The organism is uncultured Rhodoblastus sp. (assembly GCF_903903185.1).
GTDB lineage: Bacteria > Pseudomonadota > Alphaproteobacteria > Rhizobiales > Beijerinckiaceae > Rhodoblastus.
Map to the genome: position 1 here is coordinate 1 of NZ_CAIUXT010000225.1, position 26,106 is coordinate 26,106.

At 60.4% G+C, this 26,106-nt stretch carries 24 protein-coding genes and 1 pseudogene; 10 read left to right on the forward strand and 15 right to left on the reverse strand.

Annotated elements, in window-relative coordinates; translation table 11 throughout:
* Both QZY01_RS20220 and QZY01_RS20225 read left to right on the forward strand, forming a co-directional pair.
* The coding region (locus QZY01_RS20220; RefSeq protein WP_294539649.1) for a hypothetical protein at window positions 1–114 on the forward strand (114 nt) is incomplete at its 5' end.
* Window positions 115–520: 406 nt separating this feature from the next.
* The gene (locus QZY01_RS20225) at window positions 521–1,900 is read left to right on the forward strand and encodes a UvrD-helicase domain-containing protein (protein ID WP_294540830.1); all 1,380 of its coding nucleotides are present in this window, start codon (window positions 521–523) and stop codon (window positions 1,898–1,900) included.
* On the opposite strand, the gene QZY01_RS20230 is transcribed toward QZY01_RS20225, so the two are convergent.
* On the reverse strand, window positions 1,897–2,073 hold the full coding sequence (locus QZY01_RS20230) for a hypothetical protein (RefSeq protein WP_294540786.1): 177 nt from the start codon (window positions 2,071–2,073) through the stop codon (window positions 1,897–1,899). The genes QZY01_RS20225 and QZY01_RS20230 overlap by 4 nt on opposite strands.
* 481 nt (window positions 2,074–2,554) lie before the next feature.
* Here QZY01_RS20230 and QZY01_RS20235 point away from each other — a divergent pair, with 481 nt between their 5' ends.
* Both QZY01_RS20235 and QZY01_RS20240 read left to right on the forward strand, forming a co-directional pair.
* The gene (locus tag QZY01_RS20235) at window positions 2,555–3,295 is read left to right on the forward strand and encodes a hypothetical protein (protein WP_294540788.1); all 741 of its coding nucleotides are present in this window, start codon (window positions 2,555–2,557) and stop codon (window positions 3,293–3,295) included.
* A 1,077-nt stretch (window positions 3,296–4,372) separates the two neighbouring features.
* Entirely contained in the window at window positions 4,373–4,606 is a 234-nt protein-coding gene (locus QZY01_RS20240) for a hypothetical protein (RefSeq protein WP_294540790.1), read from the forward strand.
* A gap of 1,002 nt (window positions 4,607–5,608) precedes the next feature.
* Here the strand turns inward: QZY01_RS20240 and QZY01_RS20245 are convergent.
* The 7 genes from QZY01_RS20245 to QZY01_RS20275 all read right to left on the reverse strand — a co-directional run bounded on the left by QZY01_RS20245 (window position 5,609) and on the right by QZY01_RS20275 (window position 13,757).
* A complete protein-coding gene (locus QZY01_RS20245; protein ID WP_294540792.1) occupies window positions 5,609–9,028 on the reverse strand; it encodes a UvrD-helicase domain-containing protein in 3,420 nt (1,139 codons plus the stop codon).
* Between the two features lies 1 nt (window position 9,029).
* Window positions 9,030–10,823: a PD-(D/E)XK nuclease family protein gene (locus QZY01_RS20250; protein WP_294540795.1), complete on the reverse strand. Its 1,794-nt coding sequence runs from the start codon at window positions 10,821–10,823 to the stop codon at window positions 9,030–9,032.
* 931 nt (window positions 10,824–11,754) lie between these two features.
* On the reverse strand, window positions 11,755–11,916 hold the full coding sequence (locus QZY01_RS20255; protein WP_294540797.1) for a hypothetical protein: 162 nt from the start codon (window positions 11,914–11,916) through the stop codon (window positions 11,755–11,757).
* A 323-nt stretch (window positions 11,917–12,239) separates the two neighbouring features.
* The gene (locus tag QZY01_RS20260) at window positions 12,240–12,446 is read right to left on the reverse strand and encodes a hypothetical protein (protein WP_294540798.1); all 207 of its coding nucleotides are present in this window, start codon (window positions 12,444–12,446) and stop codon (window positions 12,240–12,242) included.
* A gap of 143 nt (window positions 12,447–12,589) precedes the next feature.
* A complete protein-coding gene (locus QZY01_RS20265; protein ID WP_294540801.1) occupies window positions 12,590–12,892 on the reverse strand; it encodes a type II toxin-antitoxin system RelE/ParE family toxin in 303 nt (100 codons plus the stop codon).
* A 4-nt stretch (window positions 12,893–12,896) separates the two neighbouring features.
* Window positions 12,897–13,151, reverse strand: coding sequence for a type II toxin-antitoxin system ParD family antitoxin (locus QZY01_RS20270; protein ID WP_342394919.1), 255 nt, complete (start codon window positions 13,149–13,151; stop codon window positions 12,897–12,899).
* Between the two features lie 399 nt (window positions 13,152–13,550).
* Window positions 13,551–13,757 carry a hypothetical protein gene (locus QZY01_RS20275; RefSeq protein WP_294540803.1) on the reverse strand — a complete coding sequence of 69 codons (207 nt, stop codon included), beginning with the start codon at window positions 13,755–13,757 and terminating at the stop codon, window positions 13,551–13,553.
* Window positions 13,758–14,024: 267 nt separating this feature from the next.
* Between QZY01_RS20275 and QZY01_RS20280 the strand changes: the two genes are divergently transcribed.
* Together QZY01_RS20280 and QZY01_RS20285 are read left to right on the forward strand one after the other, a co-directional pair.
* Window positions 14,025–14,315, forward strand: a complete 291-nt coding sequence (locus QZY01_RS20280) for a type II toxin-antitoxin system ParD family antitoxin (protein ID WP_294540805.1) — start codon at window positions 14,025–14,027, stop codon at window positions 14,313–14,315.
* A 24-nt stretch (window positions 14,316–14,339) separates the two neighbouring features.
* The gene (locus tag QZY01_RS20285) at window positions 14,340–14,654 is read left to right on the forward strand and encodes a type II toxin-antitoxin system RelE/ParE family toxin (RefSeq protein ID WP_294540807.1); all 315 of its coding nucleotides are present in this window, start codon (window positions 14,340–14,342) and stop codon (window positions 14,652–14,654) included.
* 12 nt (window positions 14,655–14,666) lie between these two features.
* Here the strand turns inward: QZY01_RS20285 and QZY01_RS20290 are convergent, their stop codons facing one another.
* The 3 genes from QZY01_RS20290 to QZY01_RS20300 form a co-directional block, all read right to left on the reverse strand.
* Window positions 14,667–15,623, reverse strand: coding sequence for a tyrosine-type recombinase/integrase (locus tag QZY01_RS20290; RefSeq protein WP_294540809.1), 957 nt, complete (start codon window positions 15,621–15,623; stop codon window positions 14,667–14,669).
* Between the two features lie 38 nt (window positions 15,624–15,661).
* Window positions 15,662–16,453: a Fic family protein gene (locus tag QZY01_RS20295; protein WP_294540811.1), complete on the reverse strand. Its 792-nt coding sequence runs from the start codon at window positions 16,451–16,453 to the stop codon at window positions 15,662–15,664.
* Between the two features lie 143 nt (window positions 16,454–16,596).
* The gene (locus tag QZY01_RS20300) at window positions 16,597–17,016 is read right to left on the reverse strand and encodes a hypothetical protein (RefSeq protein ID WP_294540814.1); all 420 of its coding nucleotides are present in this window, start codon (window positions 17,014–17,016) and stop codon (window positions 16,597–16,599) included.
* A 145-nt stretch (window positions 17,017–17,161) separates the two neighbouring features.
* Here QZY01_RS20300 and QZY01_RS20305 point away from each other — a divergent pair, with 145 nt between their 5' ends.
* The 4 genes from QZY01_RS20305 to QZY01_RS20320 all read left to right on the forward strand — a co-directional run bounded on the left by QZY01_RS20305 (window position 17,162) and on the right by QZY01_RS20320 (window position 22,224).
* Complete coding sequence (locus QZY01_RS20305; RefSeq protein WP_294540816.1) at window positions 17,162–17,479, forward strand: type II toxin-antitoxin system Phd/YefM family antitoxin; 318 nt, start codon at window positions 17,162–17,164, stop codon at window positions 17,477–17,479.
* Window positions 17,476–17,898 carry a type II toxin-antitoxin system VapC family toxin gene (locus QZY01_RS20310; protein WP_294540818.1) on the forward strand — a complete coding sequence of 141 codons (423 nt, stop codon included), beginning with the start codon at window positions 17,476–17,478 and terminating at the stop codon, window positions 17,896–17,898. The genes QZY01_RS20305 and QZY01_RS20310 overlap by 4 nt, the downstream gene beginning before the upstream one ends.
* Before the next feature lie 615 nt (window positions 17,899–18,513).
* Window positions 18,514–20,847 (forward strand): SIR2 family protein, encoded by a 2,334-nt coding sequence (locus QZY01_RS20315; protein WP_294540820.1) that lies wholly within the window; start codon window positions 18,514–18,516, stop codon window positions 20,845–20,847.
* 51 nt (window positions 20,848–20,898) lie between these two features.
* Window positions 20,899–22,224: a tetratricopeptide repeat protein gene (locus QZY01_RS20320; RefSeq protein WP_294540822.1), complete on the forward strand. Its 1,326-nt coding sequence runs from the start codon at window positions 20,899–20,901 to the stop codon at window positions 22,222–22,224.
* Window positions 22,225–22,673: 449 nt separating this feature from the next.
* Here QZY01_RS20320 and QZY01_RS20325 read toward each other — a convergent pair.
* From QZY01_RS20325 to QZY01_RS20340, 4 genes and pseudogenes are all read right to left on the reverse strand, one after another.
* Window positions 22,674–23,687, reverse strand: a pseudogene (locus QZY01_RS20325) (IS91 family transposase); the annotation flags it as partial.
* A 104-nt stretch (window positions 23,688–23,791) separates the two neighbouring features.
* Complete coding sequence (locus QZY01_RS20330; RefSeq protein WP_294540824.1) at window positions 23,792–24,781, reverse strand: tyrosine-type recombinase/integrase; 990 nt, start codon at window positions 24,779–24,781, stop codon at window positions 23,792–23,794.
* Complete coding sequence (locus QZY01_RS20335) at window positions 24,778–25,683, reverse strand: tyrosine-type recombinase/integrase (RefSeq protein ID WP_294540826.1); 906 nt, start codon at window positions 25,681–25,683, stop codon at window positions 24,778–24,780. Before QZY01_RS20335 ends, QZY01_RS20330 begins: the two co-directional genes overlap by 4 nt.
* Window positions 25,683–26,106, reverse strand: a 424-nt coding sequence (locus QZY01_RS20340) for a tyrosine-type recombinase/integrase (RefSeq protein ID WP_294540828.1), incomplete at its 5' end; no start/stop codon positions are given. The genes QZY01_RS20335 and QZY01_RS20340, both read right to left, overlap by 1 nt.

The window sequence follows — 26,106 nt, forward strand, 5'->3', positions numbered from 1 at the left end:
ATCTATCCCGCAGGCGTTAAAGTGTCCGACGAAGCAATCAATGCCGTCGAACTCCGCCGCCACGAATTCCACGGAGAGTGGAATTACACGATCAGGCCCCACTCAACCCCATGAAGCGGTTATTGTTCAACAGCGCCTAAGTCTTGGCCTTTTGCGCGAGGAACTGCCTAATGTGCGCCAAATTCATGATCTTTCTCAGCTCGAAGCTGCGGAAGAAAATTTCGACCCGACGAGTTTTGATATCCTCATCGCGCTTGAAGCTGGGTATTCCGATTCAGAGATCCTGGAACTGATCGGTGCGGCGAAGTCGGAAGACGCGGAGAAAGAAGTCCGTCCTGCAACGCTCGCGGCATCCTTTTCGAAAGTGGTCGGTTCGGACGAGAGTCGTCGGCGGATCTTCATTCCGGAGTCGGAAGATGAACTGCGCCGGTTCCTCGAGGGAGATCTTGAGGGATGGCGCGTTTTCTTGCACCCCGACCAACGCCGAATCGCCTATCGGGACTACAATGGTCCGGTGCTGGTGCGCGGCGGAGCAGGGACTGGCAAAACCGTCGTCGCAATGCACCGCGCAAAATACTTGGCGGATCGCCTTGCTGCCGATCCAGCGCGAGCGGGCGAGCGAGTGTTGTTCACGACGTTCACGACGAACCTCGCATATGACATCGAAACTAACCTTCGGACGCTCTGTCCGGAACATCTTGGTCGGCCTACTCCTCGCATCGAAGTGATCAACCTCGACCGTTGGGTGAGTCAGTTCCTCAAACGCAAGAAATTCGGACGCAACATTGCGTATTTTGGTGACGAACGTGAGCGCCTCGACCAACTTTGGCGCGAAGTCTTTGAGGACCGGGGCATCCCCGAGGGATTGACTGAGGAGTTTGTGCGCGCCGAATGGTCGCAAGTTATTCAAGCGCGAGGATTGATGACCGAAAAATCTTATTTCAAGGTGTCGCGCGCCGGTCGTGGAACGCCCCTTGATCGCACCAAACGAGCAGCCCTCTGGGCTATTTTCTCAGAGTACCGCGCTCGCATGATCGACGCAGGCCTTGCCGAGCCGGATGACGCCTATCGGGAGGCGGTCGAGATCCTCAGTTCAGAAGCGCCCAACCTACCTTATAATGCGGTGGTAGTTGACGAAGCGCAGGATATGGGGGAGCAAGCGTTCCGCCTAATCCGTGCTATCGTTCCAGTACGCCCCGAGGGGGATCAAAATTCGATCTTTGTCGTTGGAGACGCCCATCAGCGGATTTACGGCCGCAAGGCGAGCCTTACCGCGTGTGGAATAAACGTGCGTGGCCGATCGCGGCGCCTGCGCTTGAATTACCGGACCAGCGAGGAAATTAGGAACTGGGCGGTATCGATTCTCGAAGGTGTCCAAGTCGACGATCTTGACGAGGGGCTCGACAGCCTAAGTGGTTACAAGAGCGTTTTTCGCGGTCCAGCGCCCACGCTTGTCGGTTATTCCAGCGAGGACGAGGAGGTCGCAGGATTGATCGATTGGCTTCGCGATCTTGAGCATACAGGAACACAGCTAGCCGATATCGGCGTGTTAGTTGCCACGCGCTTCCTGTCGGATAAAATAGCAACGCGAATGGCGGGTGCCGGAATCGCGACGGTTCGGCTACAACCTAGCCAGCCGGACGACAGGAGCATTCCGGGCTTGCGCATCTCCACCATGCATCGTGCTAAGGGCCTTGAGTTCCAAGCCATCGCGATTCCGTTTTTATCGCATGCATCCTTTCCGCCGGCTGCGGCTTTGCGTGCCGCCGTTGATGACGTTGATCGTCGAAACATCCTTCAGCAGGAGAGATCGCTCCTGCATGTCGCCGCCACCCGTGCTAAAAGATTTCTTCGAGTGTCGTGGAGCTCTGAGCCGTCCAAATTACTCATGATCTCTTAAGTGGCGTCAGCCTTGATCGGCTTGCGGTGAATGACGAGGCGCGCCGACAAAGGACTTTGTGCCCCAACCCCTTCGATCATCAGAACCTCCACTTCGTCGCTGGGTCGATCCGCCGGTATGGCGGTCAGATGCGCGATCATCAGGTCGAATTTTACACCTGCGGGCGTCGACAACCGCAGCGAACTCCAACGCAGCCGCACCACATAATTGGCGCTTTCGCGGACGGCGCTTTTAATGAAGCGGCACTGAGCTTTCGCCGCCGAATAGCCGCAGTCGGCGATGCGAATTTCGCCTGCTATGCCGGTGCCGCGGTCGAGTGCCTCACCGCCACGCTTATAAGCGTCCGCCCGGCGTCACTTTAGCGGCGTGGGGCTCGCGTTTGGTAATGATTGGACATGGATAGGAACGGCTTAGGTGCTTCCGGCATCGATGGCATCGAGCCTAACGTACTATTGAGTTCCATAAAATTAAGCGTATTTTTACAGTGAGTTGTGGTTTCCGTTTTTCATTTCGCCGACTGTCTCAAGTCCGCCTCACCAGAGCCTTCCAAGCGCAAGCAGGGTACACTCGCCCGGCGGGGAGGTCGGCCTTACCCCGCCGCTCTTTTTAATTTTACATCATCTTTGCAAGCATTCAAATCAAAGGAATCGAAAAATGACGGCACATTACATAGACACCTTACGCTTAGCTGTCATTGAGGGAAAATGGGCTGAAAAATTTGGCGAGTTACCTAGAAATATTAGTGTAAAGCCCATGTTTGATTTTTTAAGTGATATTCTTAAGAGCAATCAACATGCATATCAGTACGAAATGGTTTCAGATTTACATTCATTGCAATTCACGATACAGCGAATTTGCCAAGACGCCGAAATAAAAATAATCTATATTGGGACTCACGGAACCAAAAATACGATTGACTTCATCAATGAACGCGTTAATTATAAAATATTTGGTGATATGATTGTCGAGCAACTGCATCGCAGTAATAAAAAAATAGACGGCTTATATCTTGGTGCATGCTTGATAGGGAACAAGAGGGTTGCTAAATATATTCTCGAAAAAACATCAAATATAAAATGGATAGCTGGATATAGTGATGAAATAGATTTTACGATCTCATCATGTTTTGATTTGCTATTTTTTAGACATTATTACTATTTTTACAGGAATACTGTGTTAACAGCAGCAGATGCTATGCATTACATGGATCCATTTTTGATAAGTATTTCGGGTTTGATGCAAACAAAAATGGAGAACCAAAAAGACACCGAAAGGCTTTCTGGCAACGACGTCAATTTTGATCATCGTGAGATATTTCCTCACCCGTTAGGGCTTGGTTTTGGTATATTCAAGTCTGAAAATGGACGGATTGTTGATGCGCTAAGAGATTTCTAGAATTTTTAATTATTGGGGTGATGCTCGGGAGGAGTGGGGCTATGTTTACGGGGAATTCCGCTGGCCGGTATTGTATCGGGTGTTTTGTTACTGCGTAGCTGACCTGTCGAAAGATTATCAAATAGTCTGTCAATTGGAGCCCGATCCCAAGGGCAAGCCCTTTTGATAGATTGATGTACGTCAGTGCTGGGAAAGCATAGCCGTGGCAATGGCCGAATGTGGATACGGGTTTTCCGGCCACGATTTCATCGCAAGCCATTTGCAGTAGACAACCGGTTTTTCGCCGGGGGCCGCCGCCGGAGGGGTTATTTTCTATCCGAAGGCGGATGGAAGGTTCGCTCGCCGGCGGCGTTTTACTTTGATGGCGCTTCGTCATTGTCGGTGGTGGTCACACTACGACAGCGATGCGAACTCGATAGCGCGGTTAATTCCTGACAAGCCCTTAGGTGTCACTCTTGGGGGGTAGCATGCAAAGTTCTGTAATATGCTGGGACCAACCATCTATCGGCAGTCCCAACGCGACGCTGCTTCAAATCACGCATTTCAATGCTCGCGGCATGCATAGAGTATATGGGAGAGGAGACCATTTCCGTCGAATATTTAATATGGACGTCTGGAGGGATCGTAACGGTCGTCTACTCGTTAGGTTCTGGTCACCTAGTGAAGATGTGGATGAAGAATCATGGGTAGTCATCGGGGTAACAGATCCCCAACAAATTCATGCACAAGACTTTGCCGACGCTTGGCTTCCGGACTGTCTTCGGCACGCTTACGAGGTATGGATAACTACGAATTGCTAGGGACGATTAGACGAAACTGATGATGCGGTAGCTGTCGATGGCGGTGAAAATCCGCGCACAGATGGCGCGGTCCGCTGCCGAGGCGGCCTGACGCGGCGGAGGCATGTTCGCCTTTCCGCCAACTCGTGCGCGAGCCAAGATCCGATAAGCTGGCCTGCGAAGTCGTTCGTTCCAGAGACCACGTCGACCGCTGGCATGAGCCATTTCGGCTAAAGCCAAAAATGCATGGACCGCATCAACGCAAAGGGCCTGATTTTCGTGCGCCGGATATGCACAGATGGATGTGCTGATGAAGTATCGTGCCGGGCGTTTATTTGCGCCCGGTGCAGATGTCAGGTTCTGGTCTGTCGTCGGTGCGACCGAAATCAGATTTATTGCATGGGACACTGCGCCCAAGACGCCCGCCGCGACAGGCAAAGGGAAGCTCGGCGCCGCTATCAGGCATCCCCAGCTGGTCGCGCCATGCATGCCGAGAGAAGCCGTCGTTACCGTGCGCGGGTGGCATGCGTGACGGATCAGGGTCCGGCGATGGAGTGTGAAACACGATCTTCGCCCGGTTCGGAGGCCACGGAGCCGTTGAGTGTGCGGGGTGTAGCGTCTTCGGGCAGCACGCCTTCTGGCCACATCCGCTGCCATCATTGTGGGCAGCCTGCTTCGGCATTTCTTCGCCTTTCCAGCCTTCGTCGCGGACGCGGTGTTGGCAGGAAGCGGCAGATACGCGTCGGCGGCTCTCGGTTTAGTCGCCCACCTTGATGGCGCTGTGAGCCCAAGCCCCATCCTGTTGTTCGACGGCGACGGCCATCCTGTCGTCCCGACCTGCGCACGCCGTTGCCGTCGCGCGCAGCGGCCGTCAAGGATGGCCGCAGGCCATCGCGCTTTGCGCGGCGCGAAGCGTCCTTGACGGCCGCGAGCACGGCGGCACCCTCACCGCAGAGGGACGACTATGCCCATCCCAAAACTTCCGGTCGTTGAGCCGCCACAGCCGACCAAGCCCCAACATCTCCAACAGGAGCGACCGCGCCGTTTATGCGCGGATTTTCACCGCCGGTAACAGTAGCTACCGTTACGATTAAGTCTCGTGGGAGATATTTGTTCTACAGCGGTTTGATCATGTCGAGGACGTTCAACCCTCCTTTGTGAATGAAAGGGCCCACTGATGTGGGCGCCGCCTGCGGGAGAGACGTCGCGGTAGAGCTTTCCACGCTGGTGGACAAGCTCAATGACCGGTTGGGGTCATCGCAAGGTTTGTAATTTTTTGTACGCTACTTTGGACGAATCATGAACGCACGTTCGGTCACGCCGCGTCTTCAAGGGTATTGAGGGAGCGGAAGCCGCCGTCCGGGCTGTCGACTTGGGGCCAGAGATAATCGCCGGTCAGGCTGATGTGGTTCTGTGTAACGGCATGGGGTCTGGACGCCGATCGGCGTCGTAAGGCGTTGATCTGTTTGTGATCGGAGGGGTCATGCTGCCGAGCCTATTAACAGTAGGGACGTTCGATCGTCTTCGTGCCGTATTATATCGTGATTTTCTCGACTCGACCTGAAGTCAGAAAAACGATGAAACCCTTTGGCGCGCCGGTAGCGGCCAAATATTCGCCGACCTGACCGCGATAGAGATCGATAACCATTGCATCAGGGTCGACGTCACTCTTCCAGTCGACGACCGCGTGAATTTTTCCGTCAGGCCCAATCGCCAACGCATCAGCGACGCCAGATGTCATTTCGAAATTGGCGCCGTCGACCTTTGAGCCGTATATCGGAACCTCGGGCCACAGGTGAGGGCGCAGGGCGACGACTTCGGGCAGTCGAATGCCCCGCAGCACGCTGGTCGCGAGTTCGGCGCTGTTGCAACCTTTCGCGGAGTCCGCGTTGTCTGCAACGCCCATTTCACTTAACAATTCAGCAGCGCGCGCTTGAAGCACATCTTGCGCTTCGGACGTCTCTCCCGTGAGAACCTCCTCGATGAGTTTGTGAAGAACAAGCCCCCGCTCCCGTCCGCCCTGGATAAAGGGCTTTTCGGCATCAGGCGGTTGGTCGGCAACGGCATCGGGACCGGCGAATATTTGGAACTCGTCAACAGGGTGATCGATGCCTTGCTCGTGTCGGCTGGGCTGGCGCCACGCGATCGTTTTCTCGTTGGCGACGATAGCCGCCGCCTCTGCTCTCCAAGTTTTGAGATCCTGGCTGTTCGAGTCTGTGATCGGAGGAGCGGTCGCGGATCCCTCGAACTTCGATGGATCGAACTTCGGAACTGAGCCTAAGTCCAAAGTAAGCAGGCTGAGCCAATCGTCGCTCGTTCGTTCGCTTTGCAGAGGCAGCAACAGAAGATCCCGAGCGCGCGTCAGGGCGACATACCAAAGCCGAACGCGCTCGCGCCGCAACTCGTCGGCCTCCGCCTGCTTGACGGCTGCATATTCACAGCTTGCGAAATCAAGCACCGCGAAATGAACGGAGTCGTCCTGTCGCCGGTACAGGAACTGATCTTTGGAAAAAAGCTTCGTCATCGAGTTTATGGGAATGATAATGGGCCATTCGAGGCCCTTGGACGAATGCATCGTGACGATCGAGACGGCGTCGACTTCGGCGTCAGGCCTGCCTTCCGCCTGCGACTCCGTATCTTCCCAACGATCCCACATCGCGCGGGAAAACTCCGCGATGCCGCGCGCTGCATAAGGGCGCGCCATCTCGAGCACCAGTTCGACGTTCGCCAGCGCGCGCTCGGCGCCGCGTCGATAGCGCGCTTTGAGAATGGGCCTGAACTTCAGTTCTTCGACCGCCTCAGCCATCAACTGATGCGGTGTCGTGCGTCGCGCTTTCCTCGCCAGGTTTTGAAGAATTGCGAGCGTGCGCTTCAGAATCGGATTTCGCACCAGCTCGATCTTCGTCCACAAATGCAGCGGACGATGGCTGCCTGTCACGCCCTGCAGATTCAAGACTTCGTCGGCGATCTCTTCCTCGGTCAGGCCAACGACGGGTCCGCGCAACAGTGCGCCCAAGGCCAACGAATCGCGACGGTCGGCGATCGCCCGCGCCACGGCGATCAGGTCCTGAACTTCCTGACGATTGAAGAATCCCTTGCCGGCCTGCGTGGCGATCGAAATGTCGCGGTTTTCCAGCGCCCGCTCATAGATCCAAAGGCTGGTCCCGGTCGGCGCCAGGAGAGCGATATCCCCCGCTCGCGCCGCTCGATACGCGCCGAGATCCTTGTCCCATACGGGATAGGAACCTATCAGTCGCTGGACGATGTCGGCGACGAGCCCGGATTCCACGCGCCTGAGCTCTTTGGCGATTAATCCTTTTTCGTTTCTGTGCCGTTCCTCGATCAGGATCTCGAATGTCGCGACGGCTGGATGTTCGCCCGACTTTCGCACCGGCGCCAACGCGGAGAAGCCCGGCTGCCCCAGGGCCAGGTCGAGCATGCTCGCGAAGTTGTCATTCACGAATTGCAGAATCGGCGATTGCGATCGGAAGTTCGCGGATATTTCGAGGATTGCCGTCGGATCGTTATCGGCCAGAGCTTTCTTTGCCACGAGGTATGTCGCAACGTCGGCGCCTCGAAATCGATAAATGGCCTGTTTCGGGTCGCCGACAAGGAACAGCGCGCCCGGCCGAATCTGGCGTTCCTGCCAGGCGCCGCCCCGGGCTCCCTCGCCAGCCAGACGCCATAGGATTTCGGCTTGCAACGGATCGGTGTCCTGGAACTCATCAACCAGGATTCTGGGATATCGGATCGCCAACGCTTGACGAACCGGTTCGCTTTTGGCGAGCAAGTCTCGGGCATGGTGAAGCAGGTCGTCGAAATCCATCAGCGCGGCGTCGCGCTTATATTGCGCGTAGATATCCGTCAGGGCGGAGAATTCCGAGACAAATCGTTGGAACGCCATCTGGCCCAGCATGACGCGAAAATCGCCGTACGCGTTGTGGCAGTTCCAATAATGGGTTTCGCCGGCGGCGCTGAGCGCTTCGCCGAAGGCGGCGCTCTTCCCAAACGCTTTGGCGGCATCCTTCCATTTGCCCTTCTTGCCCCACCTGGTAAAATCCGAACTGTCGTTTTTGCAGGCGCTCGGCCGCTTGTGCGCGAGCATCCGGGCGATTGTCTTGCCTGTGATGGGGCCCACCGCCAAGTTCCGTGCGATATCGGCGATGGGCGCGAGATCCATCACGACCTCCGCCGTCTTTTCCTCGACGATCGAACACCCATGATACCAAGCGGTAAAATCTTCGATGGCGGAGACCAGTCGCGAGAACACGTTTGGGTCCAAACTGATCGGGGGCGCCGAGGCGGTCCTGTGCTCCTTGAGGAAGTCCGCGGTCTTCTCAATGAGATCGACGGTTTTGTCCGGAGCGATGCTGACCAGTTCGGCGAAAAAATCTTCGTCGCCGCCGGCGCCCTTCATCGCAGGAATTCGGCCCAGCCCTTCGGCGCTGCGATCTCTTCCAAATCGCGCCGAGAGCCACGCCTCCATCAAATCCTGGAAAGCCAATTCGGCTGACGCGGGGTCGATGATCTGGGCTCCCGGATCAATGCGGATCTCGACCGGATAGGGACGCACGAGTTGCTGGCAAAAGCCATGGATCGTGGTGCAGGTAATTTCATCGAGGGTTTGCGAACCGCAATCAATATTTTCGTGTTGGAGCGCGGAAAGGGGCGCCGCCAAGGCGTGTTGCAACTCGGCAGGGACCTTTCCCTCGTGCAACTGGCCGACAAACTTCTCGATACGTTCCAGGAGCTCACTTGCCGCGGCTTCCGTGAACGTGATGGCGACGATATCGCGCGGGGCGACGCCGGAAGCCAGCATGACCGCTACGCGACCCGCCATAAGCGCCGTCTTGCCGCTGCCGGCGCCCGCTTCGACGAGCAGCGTGCGCTCATGGTCGGTGAGCGCAATCAGGCGCGCCGAGGCATCGGGCAGACTCTTTGCCACCGCCACCATTTCAAGGCTCCTCCCATAATGGAGCGAGGTCGGAAAGCTCTGCCGCGACCAAAGGCCGAATGAGATCCAGGTAACTTTCTTTCGCTCCGCCGGGCAGGGCGAAGGCGAAATCGTTGAACTCTTCCGCGGCCCCAGGTCCGGGCAGCGCTTTGCCGTCGGCGAAGGCGGAGTAAGCGGCGGCCAGGAACGCCGTGAGTTTGGCGAGGGTTGCGTTAGGCGATGCGAGGCTGAGCAGCGCGCTCTTTTTTCCGGGATAAAGCAGCCGCGCATCAACTTCGGGGGATCCGACGATCAACGATCGGACGGCATAGGCATAGAGGCATCGCTGCAATTCGGCGCCGCCCTTCAATTGAGGGACGCCGCTTGGGAATTTTCCGGACTTATAGTCGGTAACCCGCGCCACGCTGTTGTCGCCCGAGAGGTCTAGGCGGTCGATCGAGCCGCCGATCGAAATGGCCGTGCCGGGGATTATGACGGGAGCCAGCGGATCCCAAGGCAACGTCGTCAGGATGTTATCGCCCATTTTGAGAGCACGTGAATCGCCGCCGAACGGGATTTCCGCAAAGCTCCGTTGCCCTGTGAGAGGGTCTTCATTGGCGGAAAGTGCGGTGAGAGCGAGCTCCGACGCGTCCTGGCATTTTCGCCGCCAAATGACCGGGGGCGGCACGGGCGCGGTCGATTCCCAACGCGAGGCCACCGTGGCGGCCGCCGCCGCGATGGCGCTTGTCAGTTCCTGCTCATTCTGTGCCGCCGCCGCAAATCCTCCCGGCTTTTCTTCAAGGGTGAGGATCGCGCCCTCGAGGATTTGGTGAAGCAGGTTGCCGAATTGCAAGGGATTGAGAGTGAGCGGCTCATCGGTTTCGTCCGGCGAAGACCAACCAAAGCCGTAGTGCCAGAGATATCCCAGGGGATCGCGCAGCAGCTTTGCCAGCGAGGACGCCGATTGTCGCCGATCTAGCGCCTGCAGCAGGAGTGGGTGGTTGGAGCGCACCCTGCCATCGTGCGCCGTAATGCGGTCGGTGTGCCAATCGATCCAGGCCGAAAGCGCGGAGCGGGCTTCGGGGAGCGAGGAAAATTCAGCGGGTCGGGCGAAGAGCCGATCGGTATCGCTCGCCGCCTGCTCGGGTTCCCTGCTCTGCGCGAGATAGGCCTCCGCGACATCGCGCGGATAGAGCGGCGAAACGCCATTGATGCGTCCGCCGCTATCGCGACGGGCGCGCGAGCAGACGAGTTCGCTGGCGGTCATCGCCTCGATTGTCTCGAAGTCGCGCGTGTCGGCCTGATGGACCGGAAGCGGATTGAGGCGGGAAGAGGATATGATGTGATGGGGCAGCAAGGGATCTTCGCTGGCCCGGCGAGGCCAGGACCTCGAGGTCAGGCCCACAAGCCAGGTGTAACGCCTGGGAACGGCGGCAATGGCGGCGGCTGGCCCCCAGACCACGGAGACGGCCGGTTCGAGGCCATCGTCAACTCGGAGGCCGGCCAGGGTGACATCCAAGGCTTCGGCGGGGGCGTCGGTGAGCGCCTTGCGCCAAATCGCCAATGCCTTTCCTTGAAGCAACTGCTCACCGACCTCGGAGGCCCTAGCCAAGCCGAGGCTGGCGGCGTCGATGATGATTTCAAGCAGTTGTGGCCTTGGGTCGATGTCGTCAGGGAAATTTTTGGGATCAAGCGCCGCGATTTGCTGCTTCCAGCGCCCGGCATCCAGGAGCGGCGCGTCTTCGGGCAGTTTGCGCCACCATTGGCTCGGCAATTTTGAGAATTTGGTGGTCTGCGAACGCAGGAGACCGACCAAGCGTTTGACGCGCGGCTGCGAAAAACCCCGCAACAGAACTTCGGCCAGGGCGGCAGCGAGCTGTCCCTCGGGGCTATCGAGCGCGGCCCGACCGTGAATGAAATGGATCGGGATATTGGCGGTCTCCGCAAGAGCGAGGACGTGGTCATCCCAACCAGAAGGAGACGCCGTCGCGATGGCGATCTCTTGTGCGCCTATCCCTTTGGCGAGAAGGCCGCGCGCCCAGCGAACCGCCTCCAGGATCTCATGCCGCGGACTTGCGCAGGAAATGGAGCGACGCACAGGCTGTTCGCGCGCCCTTTCTTCCGCCGTGACGCCCAGCTGAGCGAGCCATGGCGGCGCCCGTCGCGCCTCTGCGACCCAGGTGACCCTGGTCTCGGCGGCGAGCGCGGCCAGTAGGGGGCGCCAGACCGGAGACATCTCCGTTCGTCCGTGAATCTCGATCGACCCGAAAAGGACCTTGGCGTAACCCGTTCGCTTGAGCGCCCGCGCGACAAGATCGTTGGGCCTCATCTCGTTCGTGGGCAATCGAGCCAAGACCTCTCGTTCCAAAAGAGCGAGCGCCTCCAGTCTGGTCCTTGCCGCCGGGTCCACGGCGGCCTTCGCTTCGTCGTCCAGACTGAGGCCGGCGCTCCAGGCTTTCGACAAACTGTTGGCCGCGGCGCGCTGAAAGCCCGGCAAGCTCTTGATTGTATCCAGCTCTCCCAGCGGGAGGCCGATCGAATCCCGGACGGCGTCGGCCATGTGGTCGCTGTCGATGGGCTGACGGAAGCCGCCGGCAAGCCGCGCGGCAAGCTGATCGCTGGTCAGCAGTTTCAAGCCGTGCTTGCCCTCCAGGGCTGCTTTTGCACGGCAATGGCTCCAGGAGTTGCGATTGGGAATGACAATGGTGCTGAGCACGGAATTCACTCTTCAAAGCCAAGTTGGCCTTTTAGAACAATTCATGAACGACGCCAAGCTCGAAAACCCGGCGTCCCGCACTCGAACGCTCCGGCAGCATCGGCGCTTTGGTAATCGGATTCGGCGGCCATGCTCCGATCGGGCAGGCGCGCCAAATCTTGCCGCTATTATCGCCGCATCGCTTGCTGCGCATGGAACGCGCCCTGCCGAACTGGGATAACGGGAGCTTACGGGGCGGCGGCGCTATCGCGCCGGGAGGATTTTGTGACCCTGACAGGGACAAAAGAAGACCGTCGACTGTGACGCCAACGGCCCAAGTCCGGGGAGATAACGCCCAAGGAGGGCGAGAGGCAGGGCAGGGCCGCGCCTCATGAAGTCAAGGTATGCGGCGTGGCTAGAAGTGTCAATGATTATAATGAGTTATGCAATTCTTCCATTTGCGGGGCGCCTATCCCCGGGCGTCTTCTGCGTTCGCCGGGAAGGGTCTCGGCCGGGCCCCCGGCGCCGGGCGCCGCCTCAGGCCGACGCCGTCCTGGTTTCTTGCAGCGTCTCCACCATGTCGCTCAGCTCGGCCAAGGACTGGCGTTTCGGCGGATCGCGAAAGCCCAGTTCGCGCCAATTCTCGATGTAATAAAACCCGCGCCTGGCGACCAGTTCCGGCGTCTGTCCATAGACGCGGCGGAAATGATGGGCGTAGTGGCGGATGATTTCGGCGGGAGACATTTGCTGGGCGAACCTCAAGGTTTCTTGAGCTGGAATTCAGCAGGGCGAGGCGCGTTCTCCGCTGGCGGCGGCGAGGGCAGGGGCGCGGTCGGCGATAATGGAGACGAGCTGACTCATGCGATCTCCCTTCTCCGACACGGCCCCTATTCTGGCGTCCACTCGATCTTGGTCAGGTCGCGTGCGCCATCGACGATCCGCACAACTTGCGCGCCGTATTCCGTCAACCGGTAAAGCGCCAGCCATCGTTCAACAACGAGCGCCCGGGCGCCTTCGGCAATTTCAATACGGGCAGGGCCGAGTTGCGGATAATCCCTCAATCGGCCGCAAGCCTCTTCGATGCGGTCATAGATTGCATCGGCCGTGGCTTCCGAGTTGCGGGTAGCGATGTAAATCCAAATATCCAAAAGGTCTTGACGGGCGCGGCGCGTAAAATGGACTTTGCTCATGCTCTCACGCTTTGGACGCAGCGAGCCGCGCCCGCGCTTCCTGCTTCAGAACCGCAAAATCCAATTCGCCGGCATCGCCGCTGTCGATGCCTTCTTTCCACGCCTGACGCAGGAAATTCAGCTTTTCAGCTTCCTGTTGTTCGATCTTCTCCATCAGGCGCAGGGCTTCGCGGACAACTTCGCTGGATGAGGCGTAGCGACCGGCGGCAACCTTGGCCTTGACGAAATTCGCCAGCTCGTCGGTCAGGGATACGTTCATGTTCATGTGCATGCCTCCATATCGAGCACTATGACAGATATGCCTAAATTTAGCAATTTTAGATATTTCTCGCGAACGGGCTGCACGCCCACAAACGCGGGTGCAGAGTTGTCGGTCGCCGCTGGGGGATTTTAGGAGCCGGGGACGCGACAAAAAAGATCGCCGGCGGTGACACCGACGGCCCAAGTCTCGGGAGGAAGCCCACGGAGGGCGATAGGCGGGCTGCGCCCCGCCTCATGAAAATAAGTTTTGCCGCACGGCATAATTTGTCAAAGAATAGAATGCAGCGCGCAATTCGTCCGTTGCTGGCTATCGCCTTCGCCCAGTATCTGCGTTCGCTGCGAATTGTTTCGGCCGCGCAGTCCCGGTGCAGGGTGACGGTGACGCCGGGGCGTCGCCTTAGGCCGACGCCTTCCTGGTTTCTTGCAGCGTCTCCACCATGTCGCTCAACTCGGCCAAGGATTGGCGTTTCGGCGGATCGCGAAAGCCCAGTTCGCGCCAGTTATCGATGTAATAGAACCCGCGCCTGGCGACCAGCTCTGGCGTCTGTCCATAGACGCGGCGGAAATGATGGGTGTAGTGGCGTATGATTTCGGCGGGAGACATTTGCTTGGCGAACCTCAAGGTTTCTGGAGCTGAATTTGGCAGGGCGCCTGCCGGAATATAAAGTGGACTCAAAAAATCGCTATCTGGGACGCTGGCGCCATTTTGGCGCCGTGTCTAGAATGTTCGAATTATGTTCTGGCTTTTGGATGTTGATATCCCGCGATTGCAAGTGCGATCTGCCTCGAGAAACGACACGGATCTTGTCGGTAGGGCTGGATTGGCATATTATGCCAAAACGTCGAATTCGAACTTCAATGGAGGAAAGCGATGCCGACACGCAATGTTGTCCTGACCGAGCGCCAAGAGACGCTGATCGAAACGCTGGTGCAAAGCGGGCGCTACCAAAACGCCAGCGAAGTGATGCGCGAAGGCCTTCGCCTCATTGAAAATCGGGAAGCCGAAGAGGCCGCCAAGCTTGAGGGGCTTCGCTCCGCAGCACGGGTCGGCGCCGAAGCTTTGGAGCGCGGCGAGTTCAAGGAGTTCGCCAACGCCTCGGCTTTGGTCGAGCACCTGAACATACTGGCTGACAACGTCCTTGCAGGTCCGGAGGTCAAGTGACGCGAACGCAATGGCGGATCCGTCTTGGCGCTGAAGCTGAAAGATTTTGTTCACATCCTGAAACACACCCGAGACAATTTCGGCGATCGACAGGTTGCAATTTATCAACGCACGTTGCTCGAAGCGCTCGCCCTGCTCGAGAATGGACCCGACGCGCCGGGCAGCGCCGCACGGGATGAAATTCTGAACGGATTGCGAACCGTTCACGTCGCGCGCCGAGGTCGTCGCGGGAGGCATTTCATTATGTGCTGTGCGGCTGATGATCAAGTCATCGAAGTTCTGCGAATTCTCCATGACGCGATGGACTTGGCGCGTCATATTCCGCCCGAAGCCGAATGATTGTTGCCGAGGCTAAATCCGTATGAGCTCGACCTCATCAAGCGTCACAGATTCCGTGCGCCGATCGTAGAGCTGCGTCGTCCGCGTCGATGCGTGGTTCGCCATTTGCGCGGCGCGTTCGAGCGTCCCGCCGTTTTTCAAATAAGCGGTGACGCCCGTGGCGCGGAAAGTGTGGTTGCCGACGCGCGTGGAAATATCGGCCGCCTTGGCGCGGCGCTGAATCATCGCATAGGCGTTAGCCTGGGGCAGGGGATTGCCCGTCAATTGCCGGGTCGCGCGGCTGTAGCTCTGAAACAACAGCGCCTTCGGCTGGGACGCCAGGCCGGCGCCGTCGATATATTCATGCAGATAGGCCTCAAGATTGTGATGACACGGCATGGCGTGATGCTTCCCGCCCTTCTCGTTCAGCCGCACCCAAAGCCGACGGTTCTGCGTATAAACGTCCTCGACCTGCATGCCGATCGCTGCGCCGATGCGCGCGAAGGAATAGACCATCAAGCCGATCAAGGCGCGGTCGCGGAGGCCGATGATGGTTGTGGTGTCGATGGCGTCTAGGAGCTGCCGCGCCTCGGAAGGATCGAGCACCGGGGTCTTGCCGCGCCGCACGATATGGCGCGGCCCGCGCACGGCGGCCGCCGGATTGGTCCGCATGATCTGGCCGATGACCATCCAGTCGAACAGATGCTTCAATGCCGCCAGGCGCAATTTCGCGGTCGGGGCCGAACGCGCCTTTTGCAACTGTTCGATATAGGCGGCGACATGGAAGCTCTCGATCGCCGCCAGCTGCGTCACGCCGTGCGCCTCAAGCCAGGCGAAGAATTCCTGCGCGGCGCGCGCATAGGCGCGACGCGTGTGCGGATTCCTGATCTGCGCCGTAAAGAATTCAAAGAAACGACAGGAGGCGCGCTCGCCCTCGGCGGCGATGAGGGCCGGAACGCGTTCAGCGAGAACGGGGACGAGCTGGGTCATCGCGCTTGCGCTCTTCCAGTGCGCACCGGCCCGCGCATTCACGGCGCTGGTTCACGGGTCTTTGGGCTGGCCGGCGGTGTCTGGGGAAGCGCCTCTTTCAAGGCGCTCAAATACTCCCCCAAGGTCGCGTCCAGGCGCTCGTACAGAAGTGTTTTGAACGCGTCGTCGCCGCCGCCGGCTTGCGCTTGTTGCAAAGCGCGGAGATAGACAAGCCTATCTTCCGGACGAACCGCGATCGGCGGATAACCGCTGCGGATCAAGACGAGATTCATCAACAGGCGCGCCGCGCGACCGTTGCCGTCGTTGAAGGGATGGATATCAACCAGCCGACGATGGGCCGTGAAAGCCGTCTCCGGCGTCGCCGGGGCCACACCGAGCCATTCGGAAAAATCGCCCATGAGCGCCGGCACTTCCGCCGGCGACGGAAACGTGTGGCGGCCGACATCCGTATTCACGTAACGGCCAGAGGTCGCGTAGCGCCCGGCAATCTCGGGATCTGCGCGTTTGACCACCAAGGCGTGCAAATTTCGGACATCGACCTCCCCGAGCGGCGTTGTCTGCCTCGCGATCTCGCGCACATAACGAATAGCGTCGTAATGGTCGATGGCTTCCAGATGATCCTTGAGCTTCTTGCCGCCGATCGTGACGCCTTGTTCAATGACAAGATTGGTTTCAATCTGAGTGAGCGTGTTGCCCTCGATCGCGTTCGACGTGTAGGTCAGCTCAAGATCGTAGGCGTGCTCCAGATTCACCAGCGCGCGCGGCGACAACGGCCGCAACCGATCGAGGTCCGCTTTCTTCGTCGCGATCTGGGTGAGCCGCTCGTCCATGATTTGTTCATACGCGCTCCGACCGCAAAAAGCAAGTAAGTATATGATAAAGGTTATTATCATATACCAATGCGGCCGGAAACGGCGAAGGTCAGGGGATCCGGGGCGCACGCGCGACCTATGGCTGCGAAGCGCCCGCCCGCTCAAGAAGTGCCGAGCATATCCGCGATGAGGAGTTCCTTGATCGTGGCGAACTGCCTGACGCGCTCGGCCGCCATGGCCGGGCTTTCACTGAAGACATCCTCCTCGTCCGGGTCGCCGCTCTCGGCGTCTCTTTCGCTCTGCTCGCATTCGAGTCGCGCAAGTTGGGTGCGAATTTCTTCGGCCGAAAACATCCGCCGCACTTCGGAGACAAATCGGGGAAGCTCGCTGGCGAAAGCCGGATGGTCATGGGCGGCGCTGGCGAAATTCATCAGTTTCTCTCCGACCGCATAGTCAAACGCCGCCTCGAGCCCATAGCGCTCTCGGATGGTTTGCGCCGCCTCGCATTGCTCGATCCAAATCTGATGGGGTTTGCCCGCATTCATCGGCTGGCTCCAGTGACAATCGGGTTGAGCGAACATGGGGATATTTTCCCGCGTGGAGCGCGATGGCAATGATTTCTTCCGCTCCCGGCGTGGGGGCGATACCCGTTGATGGTTTTGCGGAGCCAAAACACGAGCGAAAATATCTTGCTTTCAAAGCTATGGTTATGATATTCTAGTCAGCATGACCAGAATTAAAAAAACACCGCCAACAGAGCCGCCCAAGAGCCGCCGCCATGATTTGCCGCCAGGACGTTGGCTGCTTCAGGACGCCAAGGCCAGATTTAGCGAATTGGTGCGACGTGTGCGCAGCGAGGGGCCGCAGCATGTGACGGTTCACGGTCGGGATGAAGTGGTGATTGTTTCCGCCGAAGAATTCCGCCGCCTCAAGGGCGAGCGTTCCGGCGAAGCATTGATTGCGGCCATGCAGGAGTCGCCTTACCGCGACATTGATATTGAGCCTAAGCGCGACCGAATGCCGGTCCGTAGGGTTGACCTGTGAGCGGTTGGCTTCTCGACACGAATATTCTTTCTGAATTGCGCCGCTCAAAGCCAGAGCCGAAAGTGATCGCGTTCATCGCGGCCCATCCGCTCGAACAGCTCTATGTTAGCGCCGTGACCTTTGCAGAAATACGTTTTGGCATTGAACTCGTGAGCGATGCGAGCCGCCGCGCGGAACTCAATGACTGGCTTGTGCACAAGGTGCGGCCAATGTTTGAAAATCGCGTGTTGCCGGTGACAGAAGACGTGATGTTTAAATGGCGCTTGCTGGTCGAAGAAGGCCGCAAGGCGGGCTATACATTCTCGCAACCCGATCTCATCATTGCCGCGACAGGTCTATGTCACGGCCTCACGATCCTATCGCGCGACACGACCGATTTCGAGCGCGCCCGCGCGCCGGTTGTCAATCCGTGGCAATAATCACTGTCGGACGCGTGGCCGACTTTATTCCCACAGACATCGCGCCCTGGCAAAATCTCTGCCTTTTGCAATCGGGCGGGATTCTCAGAAATCACGAGCTTCGAGAATCCTTGCCGTTGATTTTCAACGAATCTGCACAGCAGTTTTTGGGCTAAAATAGGTGGGGTTTTGAGAGACGCCTCGCCGACCGCTCGCGGCGGAAAGCGGACCGCCAAATTACTGAGTGCGAATGCCCGCTTAGGTTGATCACAGCAGTCGTTCCATCCAAGCGGCTGGACGCCGACGGCGGTGGATGCGATCAAGGTGCCCGCAGGCCGATTGTGAAGCCTGAAAATTCAATCGCTCCGGGCGAGGATCAGTTTCCATTTGCTTTTCCCTTTCAGAACCACTTCCGGTGCCGAACCGTCGAGCAGCGCGGTATGTGATTGAAATACAGATATGAAAACATAATCGAGCGGGTTCACTGAGTTCATAGTGCGCCATCGTCAAACTCGTTCGGGAGCTTGAATCACGCCGCGTACGATTTGGAAATCCGCCAGGAGCCGATTATCGGTTTACGGCTTAGACAACCTAGGCAAGTAAACTATTGCGCATCGATCTTTGGGGAGGTTCTTGGTGGGCGACACTGATCCCAGCTTGCCGGCGCCGTTGATTGCTGCGGTCCGCGACAAAAATCTACTGATCGTCTGCGGCGCAGGCGTGTCGGTGGCCCCGCCTTCGAGCCTGCCTAGCTGGTGGGGCTTCAACAACGCCCTTTTTGAGGGCCTGCGCGCCGAGGCGGCTAAGGCGTTGCCCGATCTGGCCGACGCTGTGATGGCGCGGCCCCTTGAGGGTCGCGCGCCCGTCACCGCCTTTTCCGAGCTGGTGGTCTCAACCTTCGCTGGCGACGGCTATTTTCCGTTGCTGACCGCCCTTGAGGGCGCGAAGCCCAATGCCAACCATTTCGCCCTGGCCGCATTGGCGCGTCAGGGCTTGGTAGCCGATATTGTTACCTTCAATTTCGACACCCTGATCGAGCAAGCCTTCCGCCTCGAAAAAACGCCGTTGCAGGTAATGGTAAGGCCGGGGGACTACGACCAGCCGCAGATCTGGGGCGGTGGGGCGCGCCTGCACAAAGTGCATGGCTCGGTCACCGACGCCGCCACTCTGATCGATACGGTCACGCAGAAGCTCAAGGGCTTGGCCGTAGGCCGTCGCGACCGGCTGCAAGACGTCTTCTCCCGGCGCCACATCCTCTTTCTTGGCTTCTCCGGCGCCGATTTCGACTTCGGTTCGGACTACCTGCCGATGAGCGCCAACGCTGCGGGCGGCTTTGGCTTCACCTGGCTGCACCGGGGCGCGTCGCCGCCAGCGCTCGCTGATTGCTTCACCGACCCGGCCGGCACCTTCGTCAGCGGGGAGCTGCCTGCCTTTCTCTCCCGCCTAGGGCTTGAGATCGCGCCATCGACGCTCGCGGTCTCGACGACCGTCCATGCGCTGGCGGAGCGGGTGCAGACCTGGGTCTCGGGCCCGACTGTCGGGCCTTGGTCGAGCGCGGCGTTCATGCACGCCTTCGCAGAGAAGCAGCAGGACGAGGCCCTGTTGATCGCGCTGAGCACGGGCTTGGAAACAGCGGTAAGGGACGCGCTGATCGCCGGCCGCGCCGAGATCAGCATGAGCGGCTGCGTCCGCCGCGTGGCGCTCGCCGCGATGCATCGCGGCGATTTCAACCGCGCCCTGGCTTGGAGCGCCCAGGAACTGCAATTCCATGAGGCGACCTGGACGCTGCTGACCAAGGATGGGGCTGTCGCACCCAGGCCCGAGGTGCGTCTGGAACATCTGCGCAACACCGCAAGCATTTATGTGAACATGGCCCTGGCCCTTCTTCATGGGACCACCCCCGATCACCGCACGCAGGCCAAGGCGCTGTTGCTGGAGGCCAACGCCCGGGCGCGGGCGGCGCGCGACCATCGACTGCTAGCCCTGATCCAGTTCAACCTCGCCAAACACATCGAGACTCGGCCCGACGCGTCGCTGATGGCCCTGCGCGCCGCCCAGGCCGCCGCGCGCGAGGCGGGCTCCGGGCGCACACTCGTCGAGGCTGCCTTTTTCGAATGCAAAACGCTGATCGGCCTGAGCGAACTCGACCTCGCCGAGGCGGTCGTCCAAACGATCAGGCCGCTCCTGACCGTAGTAGGCGAGGCGGGCGAGATCTGGGAGGCGGCTTTGCGCCGAGCCCTCATCGCCGTTCGGCGCGGGAACTTCGAAGCCGCGATGGTTGCCTGCGAGGCCGTCGGGCAAACCGATCCCGTCGGTGAGGACCGCCGCAGCCGAATTGCGCGGCGGATGCGCCAGCTCTTTTCCAGCCGTCCCGAGTTGCATGCACGCCTGTCGACCTTGCTCTTCGATCTGGGCGACCCTGATCCGCTCGCCGTCGAGGCGTTCATGCCGTTCGCCCTGGTGGCCAGCGGCGACAACGCCGAGGACGAGCTTCGCCGGACCATCGCGGCGGCGGAGCATCAGCAGCGCCACGACATCTTGGTCAAGGCCTTCGAGCAATTGGGCCGCCTGCAGCATGACCGCCACGCCTGGGCACGACTGGCGGATGTGGCCTTCGCCCTGCTGCGGGCGGCCGAGCGCGCGGGGGCGCTGGACAGTCTCCTTGTGGCGCACCAGTATCGTGGCATCGCCAGCGAGATGCTGGGGGACCTTGATACGGCCTCGGCGGGGTTTATCGAGGCCATGCGGCTTTGTGATGTCTCCGGTCTTTGCCCCGGAGCGCAGCGGGCCAATCTCGCCGGCGTCGTCTGGCGGCTGGGCGAACCGAACCGCGCCCAGTCGCTGTATCGCGAGGCCCAGGACGAGCTCCACGCCGCCCGGGATTGGCGACAGCTTTCGGTTGCGACGATCAATTTCGGCCGAAAGCTGGTCGAGGCCGGCCGCGCGGACGAAGCCGCCGACATGGTTTGAGAGACGGCGCTCCGCCCCGGCCTCGCCGCCGAGACCGATCTCTGCGCGGCTATGGAGCAGATGGCGCAGTTCTGGGCCGATCGTGGACGCGAGACCGCGGAGGCGGAGATCCAGGTCGATCCGGACGACCTCGACGCCGTCCGGGCGCACTCCAATACGGCCGAGGCCCTAGGCAATCTGGCGATCGCTGAGATCGAAGCGGGCAAGACCGACGCGGCCCTCGACCATATCGAGGCGGCCATGCGGCTCTATGTCGAGGCCGGCAATGTTCTCGGTCAGGCGCGCTGCCAAGGCAATCTCGCCCAGCTCCATGCTCACCTGAAGGCTTGGGACGCGGCCATCGCCGCTCAGCGACGCTCGGTCGCTTTGCGCGAGGAGGTTGGCGACGGCGAGGAGTTGCTGCAGGCCGAAGCCAATCTGGCGGCCTACCTCCTGGAGGCGGACCAGGCCGAAGAGGCCCTGGAAACCGCCGGTCTGGCGATGCGCCGCGCGCCGGCAGGCAGTGCTGCCTGGTCCTACGCCGTGGCCGGCCGGGTGGTGGCGCTCGCCGCCCTAAGGCTGGGGCGGCTTTCCGAGGGGAGACAGGCGATACCAGCAGCCATTGCCGCCCTGCACGTGCAGCGCCGGCCCGAATGCGAAGTGCTGATCGACGAGTTGCGCGCGATGGCGGTCCAGATCGACCAGGTCCTGGCCGAGGCCTCGCCCCTAATTGAGCTTGGCCCTTCGGCGACCGCCAGGATGGCAGCCAGCCGGGCCGATCGCGATCCAACCGCCGCGGGCCGGAGTTTGCAAGCGGCGGCGGCTGAGCCCGGTTGGTCGGACGTCGAGCGTGCGACCTTCCTAGGCGAAGCCGGCAATCACCTCTTCCAGGGCGGCGCCGTCGACGCGGCCCTCGCCCTCTATCGCGCCAGCGCCGAGGCCTATGCGGCGATCAAACATCCAATGGCCTGGCACGCTCGGAGCGTCCTAGCCAATAGCCTGCTGTCGAGCGGCGATGGTCCCGGAGCCCAGGCGGCGCTGGCTGAGATTCTGGAGCGCTGTCCGGTTATCAAGGTTCGGATCAATGCCCTGACCAGCCAAGCCAAGCTGGTCCTGATCCACCAGGCCGACGACAAGGCGGCGCTGGCCGGCGTGCGCGATCAGATGCTCGCCGAGTGGATCAAGCCTTCGTACGACCCGGAATCGATAGGCCGCATGGGCTTGATGCTGTGTCAGATTCAGGCGGCCATCGATGGTCTCGAACCGGCAAAGGCGACTTTGGCGCGGGCCAAGGCGCTGCTGGTGAGCTGCAACTCCGACGTTTTGCCCGCAGTCACTCATATCGAGGCGGCGCTGGCGCAGTCGGAGGCTCGGGACGAGACCCCGGTCATCCTGTAGCGCCAGACGAATGGATGCTTCAGCGCCGCGATCTACAACGGTAGCTTTGCGTCGATTTGAGACGGCCAGCAAACATCGTGCGGATGACGCCTTCGATGATGGGTTTCGGACGCCGGCCCCAACACGACCGAACGCACAGCGGCGGGGCCGGCGTCCGAAAGCCTCTCTAGGAGGAATCCGCGGGCAGGAAACGCTGCGTTTGCAGCGGCCCGGCTATGGGGATTTGAGGGTGGCGGTCAGATCAGGCCGGTCTCTGTATCGGGCGCCGACGCTGGCATCTGATTGGCGGCAAGGCGGGGAAGCTTTTCGGCGAAGCCATACGTCTGTTTTATTAGGCTTCGTGCCGTTGAAACGGGTTTCGAAAAGGGACGCGGACACACCGCGCCAGCGCCAGGACGAAGCCGGCGGCGAAGACGAACAGAACTGGGGAGCGGGAACCGGCGTGATGTTCATGAGGTGTCGATCCTGAACCGAAAGGGCGACGGCGGTCGCGAGGGGCGCACGCCTTCGAACGTTTCGATGATGATCATCCGGCCGCCGCAACAGGGGCATTTCCGCGTTTCGTCAACGGAACCAACGCCGTCATCCGTCTCGGCTTGTTGTGGCGGCGCGGTCTCGGCGACCGCCAGCAGCGCGCGGACACGCTCGATGTTGCTGGCGCGCACCCCGCTGGCGAACAGACCGTAATGGCGGATGCGGTGGAATCCGCTCGGCAGCACGTGCATGAGGAACCGGCGGATGAACTCGTCGGCGTCGAGCGTCATGGTCTTGAGCCGGTTGCCTTCCTTGATCCGATAATCTTTCCATTTGAAGGTGACGCGCGCGTCGTCGAGCGCGACAAGTCGGGAGTTCGAGATGGCGACGCGGTGGGTGTAGCGCGACAAATAGGCGAGCACTGCCTTTGGCCCGGCGAACGGACGCTTCGCGTAAACCACCCATTCGCAGCGACGCAGGGGCGCCAGCGTGGCGGCGAATGCCGCGTCGTCGGCGAGCGCGGAAAGATCGCCGAAGAAGGCCAGACGGCCGGCGGCGTGAAGCGCGGCGAGACCTTCGAGGAACAGCCGGCGGAACAGACGCGAAAGCACGCGCACCGACAGGAAGAAGCCGGGCTTGCAAACGATCCAGCGCGATCCGTCCGCCGACAGGCCGCCGCCGGGAACAATGATGTGGACATGGGGATGATGGGTCAGCGCCGATCCCCAGGTGTGCAGCACGGCGGTGGCGCCGATGCGGGCTCCGAGATGTTTGGGATCGGCGGCGATGGTCGTCAGCGTCTCGGCCGCCGTCTTGAACAGCAGATCGTAGACGGCGGCCTTGTTCTGGAACGCAATGATCGCGATCGCGGCCGGGACGGTGAAGACGACGTGGAAATAGGAGACCGGCAGCAGGTCGGCTTCGCGGTCCTCAAGCCATCGTCGGGCCGCGGCGGCCTGACACTTCGGGCAGTGGCGATTGCGGCAGGTAATGGGCGACGCCCATTACCTGCCTTATGGGCAAATCCAGTAATGGGGAGTTGGCGGCGGCTTGACCTCGCTTTTGTTTCTGCTGCCGCCAATCTGGCTCACCATTACGAAGGGCGCTTGAGGAGCGCGATCAGTTTATCGGACGGCTGGAACGCGCCGCGCCGAAGATGCGGTGGGACGATCGACTCCATGGCGTCGAGTTTCTCTGTCGGATCGCCACGCGTATAGATTTCAGTGGTCGTCAGAGTGGCGTGACCCAACCACAGCGACACTTTACGGATGTCCTGCGTTGCTTGCAGGATGATCATTGCGCATGTGTGCCTGAGCACGTGGGGCGAGATGCGTTTCTTCTCCAGGCTGGGATGCAATCGAGCCGCGGTCGCGGCATATTGTTTGAGCAGATAGGCGAAGCCCCATCGGCTCAGCGGCTCTCCCCTGGCGTTGACGAACACCTCGGGTGCTGCGACCCGCCCGCGAACGGCGAGCCAGGCGCGCAGGGCTGCGGCCGTGGTCTTCCACAATGGGAGCGTCCGTTCGCGCCGCCCCTTACCGAAAACACGAATGCTCATCGACGAAAGGTCGACGTCCTCAAGCTTCAGCCCGGTCAACTCGGACACGCGCAGACCCGCACAAACCGCCAGATGCAGCATCGCCCGGTCGCGGATGCCATCGCGCGTAGCCGGATCGGGAGCGTCGAGCAGCGCTTGCAGTTCCGCCCTCAGAAGATAGGGAACCAGACGCTGATCCGTTTTCTTGAACGGGATCGCCAGGACGCGGCGGATATGCTCCAGGGCCGCCGGCTGCCTGTATTCGAGGAAGCGGAAGAAGGATTTGATGGCCGCCAGCCGGACATTACGCGTCACAGGCGCGTTCTTGCGCTGATCCTCAAGATCCTCAAGGAAGGCGCTGACAAGACCGGCGTCGAGGTGTTCCAGCGTCAGCGCCGATGGCGGGACCTTCCGTCTTTTTGCGGCGAACATGAAGAGCAACTGGAAGCTCAGCGCGTAGGAATCGCGTGTATGCCGGCTGACGCCCCGCTGGCGGGCGAGTGTGTCATTGAGGAAAGTTTCGATCAGGGGAGCAATCGGCGTCATGATTGCCTCCCTTCGGCGATGAACGCTTCACCAGCCGCGGCGACGTCGCGCATGAGATCGGCGGTGGCCTCCAGGTACCAGTAGGTCGAATAGATATTGACGTGACCCATGTAGGTCGCGAGCGCCGCCATATGCGCGCCAATTCGGCTTCGATCCGTCGGACTGCCTTGCAGCACGCGCACTGCAAACGTGTGCCGCAGATCGTGAAGACGTGGGCGGCGCTTTGCCGCCGGTGCGATACCTGCCCTGCCGACCAGCCTGTCGAAGGTCTCTTTGACCGCAATGTAACGCAGCGGCAGACCATTTGCGTCAACGAACACCGTATCAGCTTCGGAACGGGGGCGGCGACGCGCCAGATAGCGCTTCAAGCCCTCTACTGCCGTGTCGTGCAGCGGCGCCAGGCGGGTTTTCCGGAACTTGGTCTCGCGGATCAGCAAGCCATCGGGCGTCACGTCGGCGACCGTCAACTTCAGCGCTTCGGAGATCCTCAACCCGGTGACTGAGAGCAGCGCGATCAACGTCGCATAGGTCCGTGAGCGCAAGCCACCTTTCGGTCGCAGCCGGAGGGCGGCCTCGATCAAGCGATCGATCTCCGCTGCTAAGTAGATATGCGGCGAACGCCGCATCTTTCGGGCGCCGAAGTGATTAACCGGCGGCAACTCATGCCGGGCGTCCTCAACCCGGACATGACGCACAAAGCGGCACACGGATTTCAGCCGGGCGTCGCGTTGCGCGACAGACGGTCCGCGCTCCGCCCAATCGATTGCGGTTTGCATGTTGACATGCGTTTGCCCGCGCTCGGCCGCAAAGGCGGCAAAGCTCTTGAGCAGATATTCCGCGTTCAGCATCGCGAATCCCGTGGCGCGGCGGAGCGCCAGATACGCCTCGATGGCCTTCAACATCAGAGAGCCTCCGACCAGGGCTGCGCGATTTGCTTCAGGAGCGTGACATCGACCTTGGCGTAATGGGCCGTCGTGTCGATGCCTCGGTGCCGCAGGACCAACCCGATCTTTTCGAGCGGAACGCCATGGCGCAGCATCTCGGTCGCCGCAGTGTGTCGCAAGACGTGCGCCCCCTTGACCGGCGCCACGACCCCGGCCCGCTGCATGAGGCGTTTCACCACCGACGAGATGCCGTCGCCATTCCGGAACGGCCGAAACGGCGCGATATTGCGGAGGAACACGTGATCGCTCAGGCAGGTCGAAGGGCGGCACAAGAGGTAGGCGGCGATCGCATCCCCGGCGTCTTGCGGAAGCGGCAGACGCACCTCGTAGCGCGACTTGCCCGAGACCCGCAGCGAACCCGTCTCCCACTCGATGTCGTCA

Coding starts and splice junctions, on each gene's coding strand:
- QZY01_RS20275 (WP_294540803.1), bottom strand. CDS start 13,757: ATGTCTCCCGCCGAAATCATACGCCACTACACCCATCATTTCCGCCGC.
- QZY01_RS20270 (WP_342394919.1), bottom strand. CDS start 13,151: ATGAACGTATCCCTGACCGACGAGCTGGCGAATTTCGTCAAGGCCAAG.
- QZY01_RS20290 (WP_294540809.1), bottom strand. CDS start 15,623: ATGACCCAGCTCGTCCCCGTTCTCGCTGAACGCGTTCCGGCCCTCATC.
- QZY01_RS20330 (WP_294540824.1), bottom strand. CDS start 24,781: ATGACGCCGATTGCTCCCCTGATCGAAACTTTCCTCAATGACACACTC.
- QZY01_RS20320 (WP_294540822.1), top strand. CDS start 20,899: ATGGAGCAGATGGCGCAGTTCTGGGCCGATCGTGGACGCGAGACCGCG.
- QZY01_RS20260 (WP_294540798.1), bottom strand. CDS start 12,446: ATGTCTCCCGCCGAAATCATCCGCCACTACGCCCATCATTTCCGCCGC.
- QZY01_RS20305 (WP_294540816.1), top strand. CDS start 17,162: ATGACCAGAATTAAAAAAACACCGCCAACAGAGCCGCCCAAGAGCCGC.
- QZY01_RS20300 (WP_294540814.1), bottom strand. CDS start 17,016: ATGTTCGCTCAACCCGATTGTCACTGGAGCCAGCCGATGAATGCGGGC.
- QZY01_RS20245 (WP_294540792.1), bottom strand. CDS start 9,028: ATGGTGGCGGTGGCAAAGAGTCTGCCCGATGCCTCGGCGCGCCTGATT.
- QZY01_RS20280 (WP_294540805.1), top strand. CDS start 14,025: ATGCCGACACGCAATGTTGTCCTGACCGAGCGCCAAGAGACGCTGATC.
- QZY01_RS20265 (WP_294540801.1), bottom strand. CDS start 12,892: ATGAGCAAAGTCCATTTTACGCGCCGCGCCCGTCAAGACCTTTTGGAT.
- QZY01_RS20240 (WP_294540790.1), top strand. CDS start 4,373: ATGGATGTGCTGATGAAGTATCGTGCCGGGCGTTTATTTGCGCCCGGT.
- QZY01_RS20335 (WP_294540826.1), bottom strand. CDS start 25,683: ATGTTGAAGGCCATCGAGGCGTATCTGGCGCTCCGCCGCGCCACGGGA.
- QZY01_RS20295 (WP_294540811.1), bottom strand. CDS start 16,453: ATGGACGAGCGGCTCACCCAGATCGCGACGAAGAAAGCGGACCTCGAT.
- QZY01_RS20235 (WP_294540788.1), top strand. CDS start 2,555: ATGACGGCACATTACATAGACACCTTACGCTTAGCTGTCATTGAGGGA.
- QZY01_RS20255 (WP_294540797.1), bottom strand. CDS start 11,916: ATGCGCAGCAAGCGATGCGGCGATAATAGCGGCAAGATTTGGCGCGCC.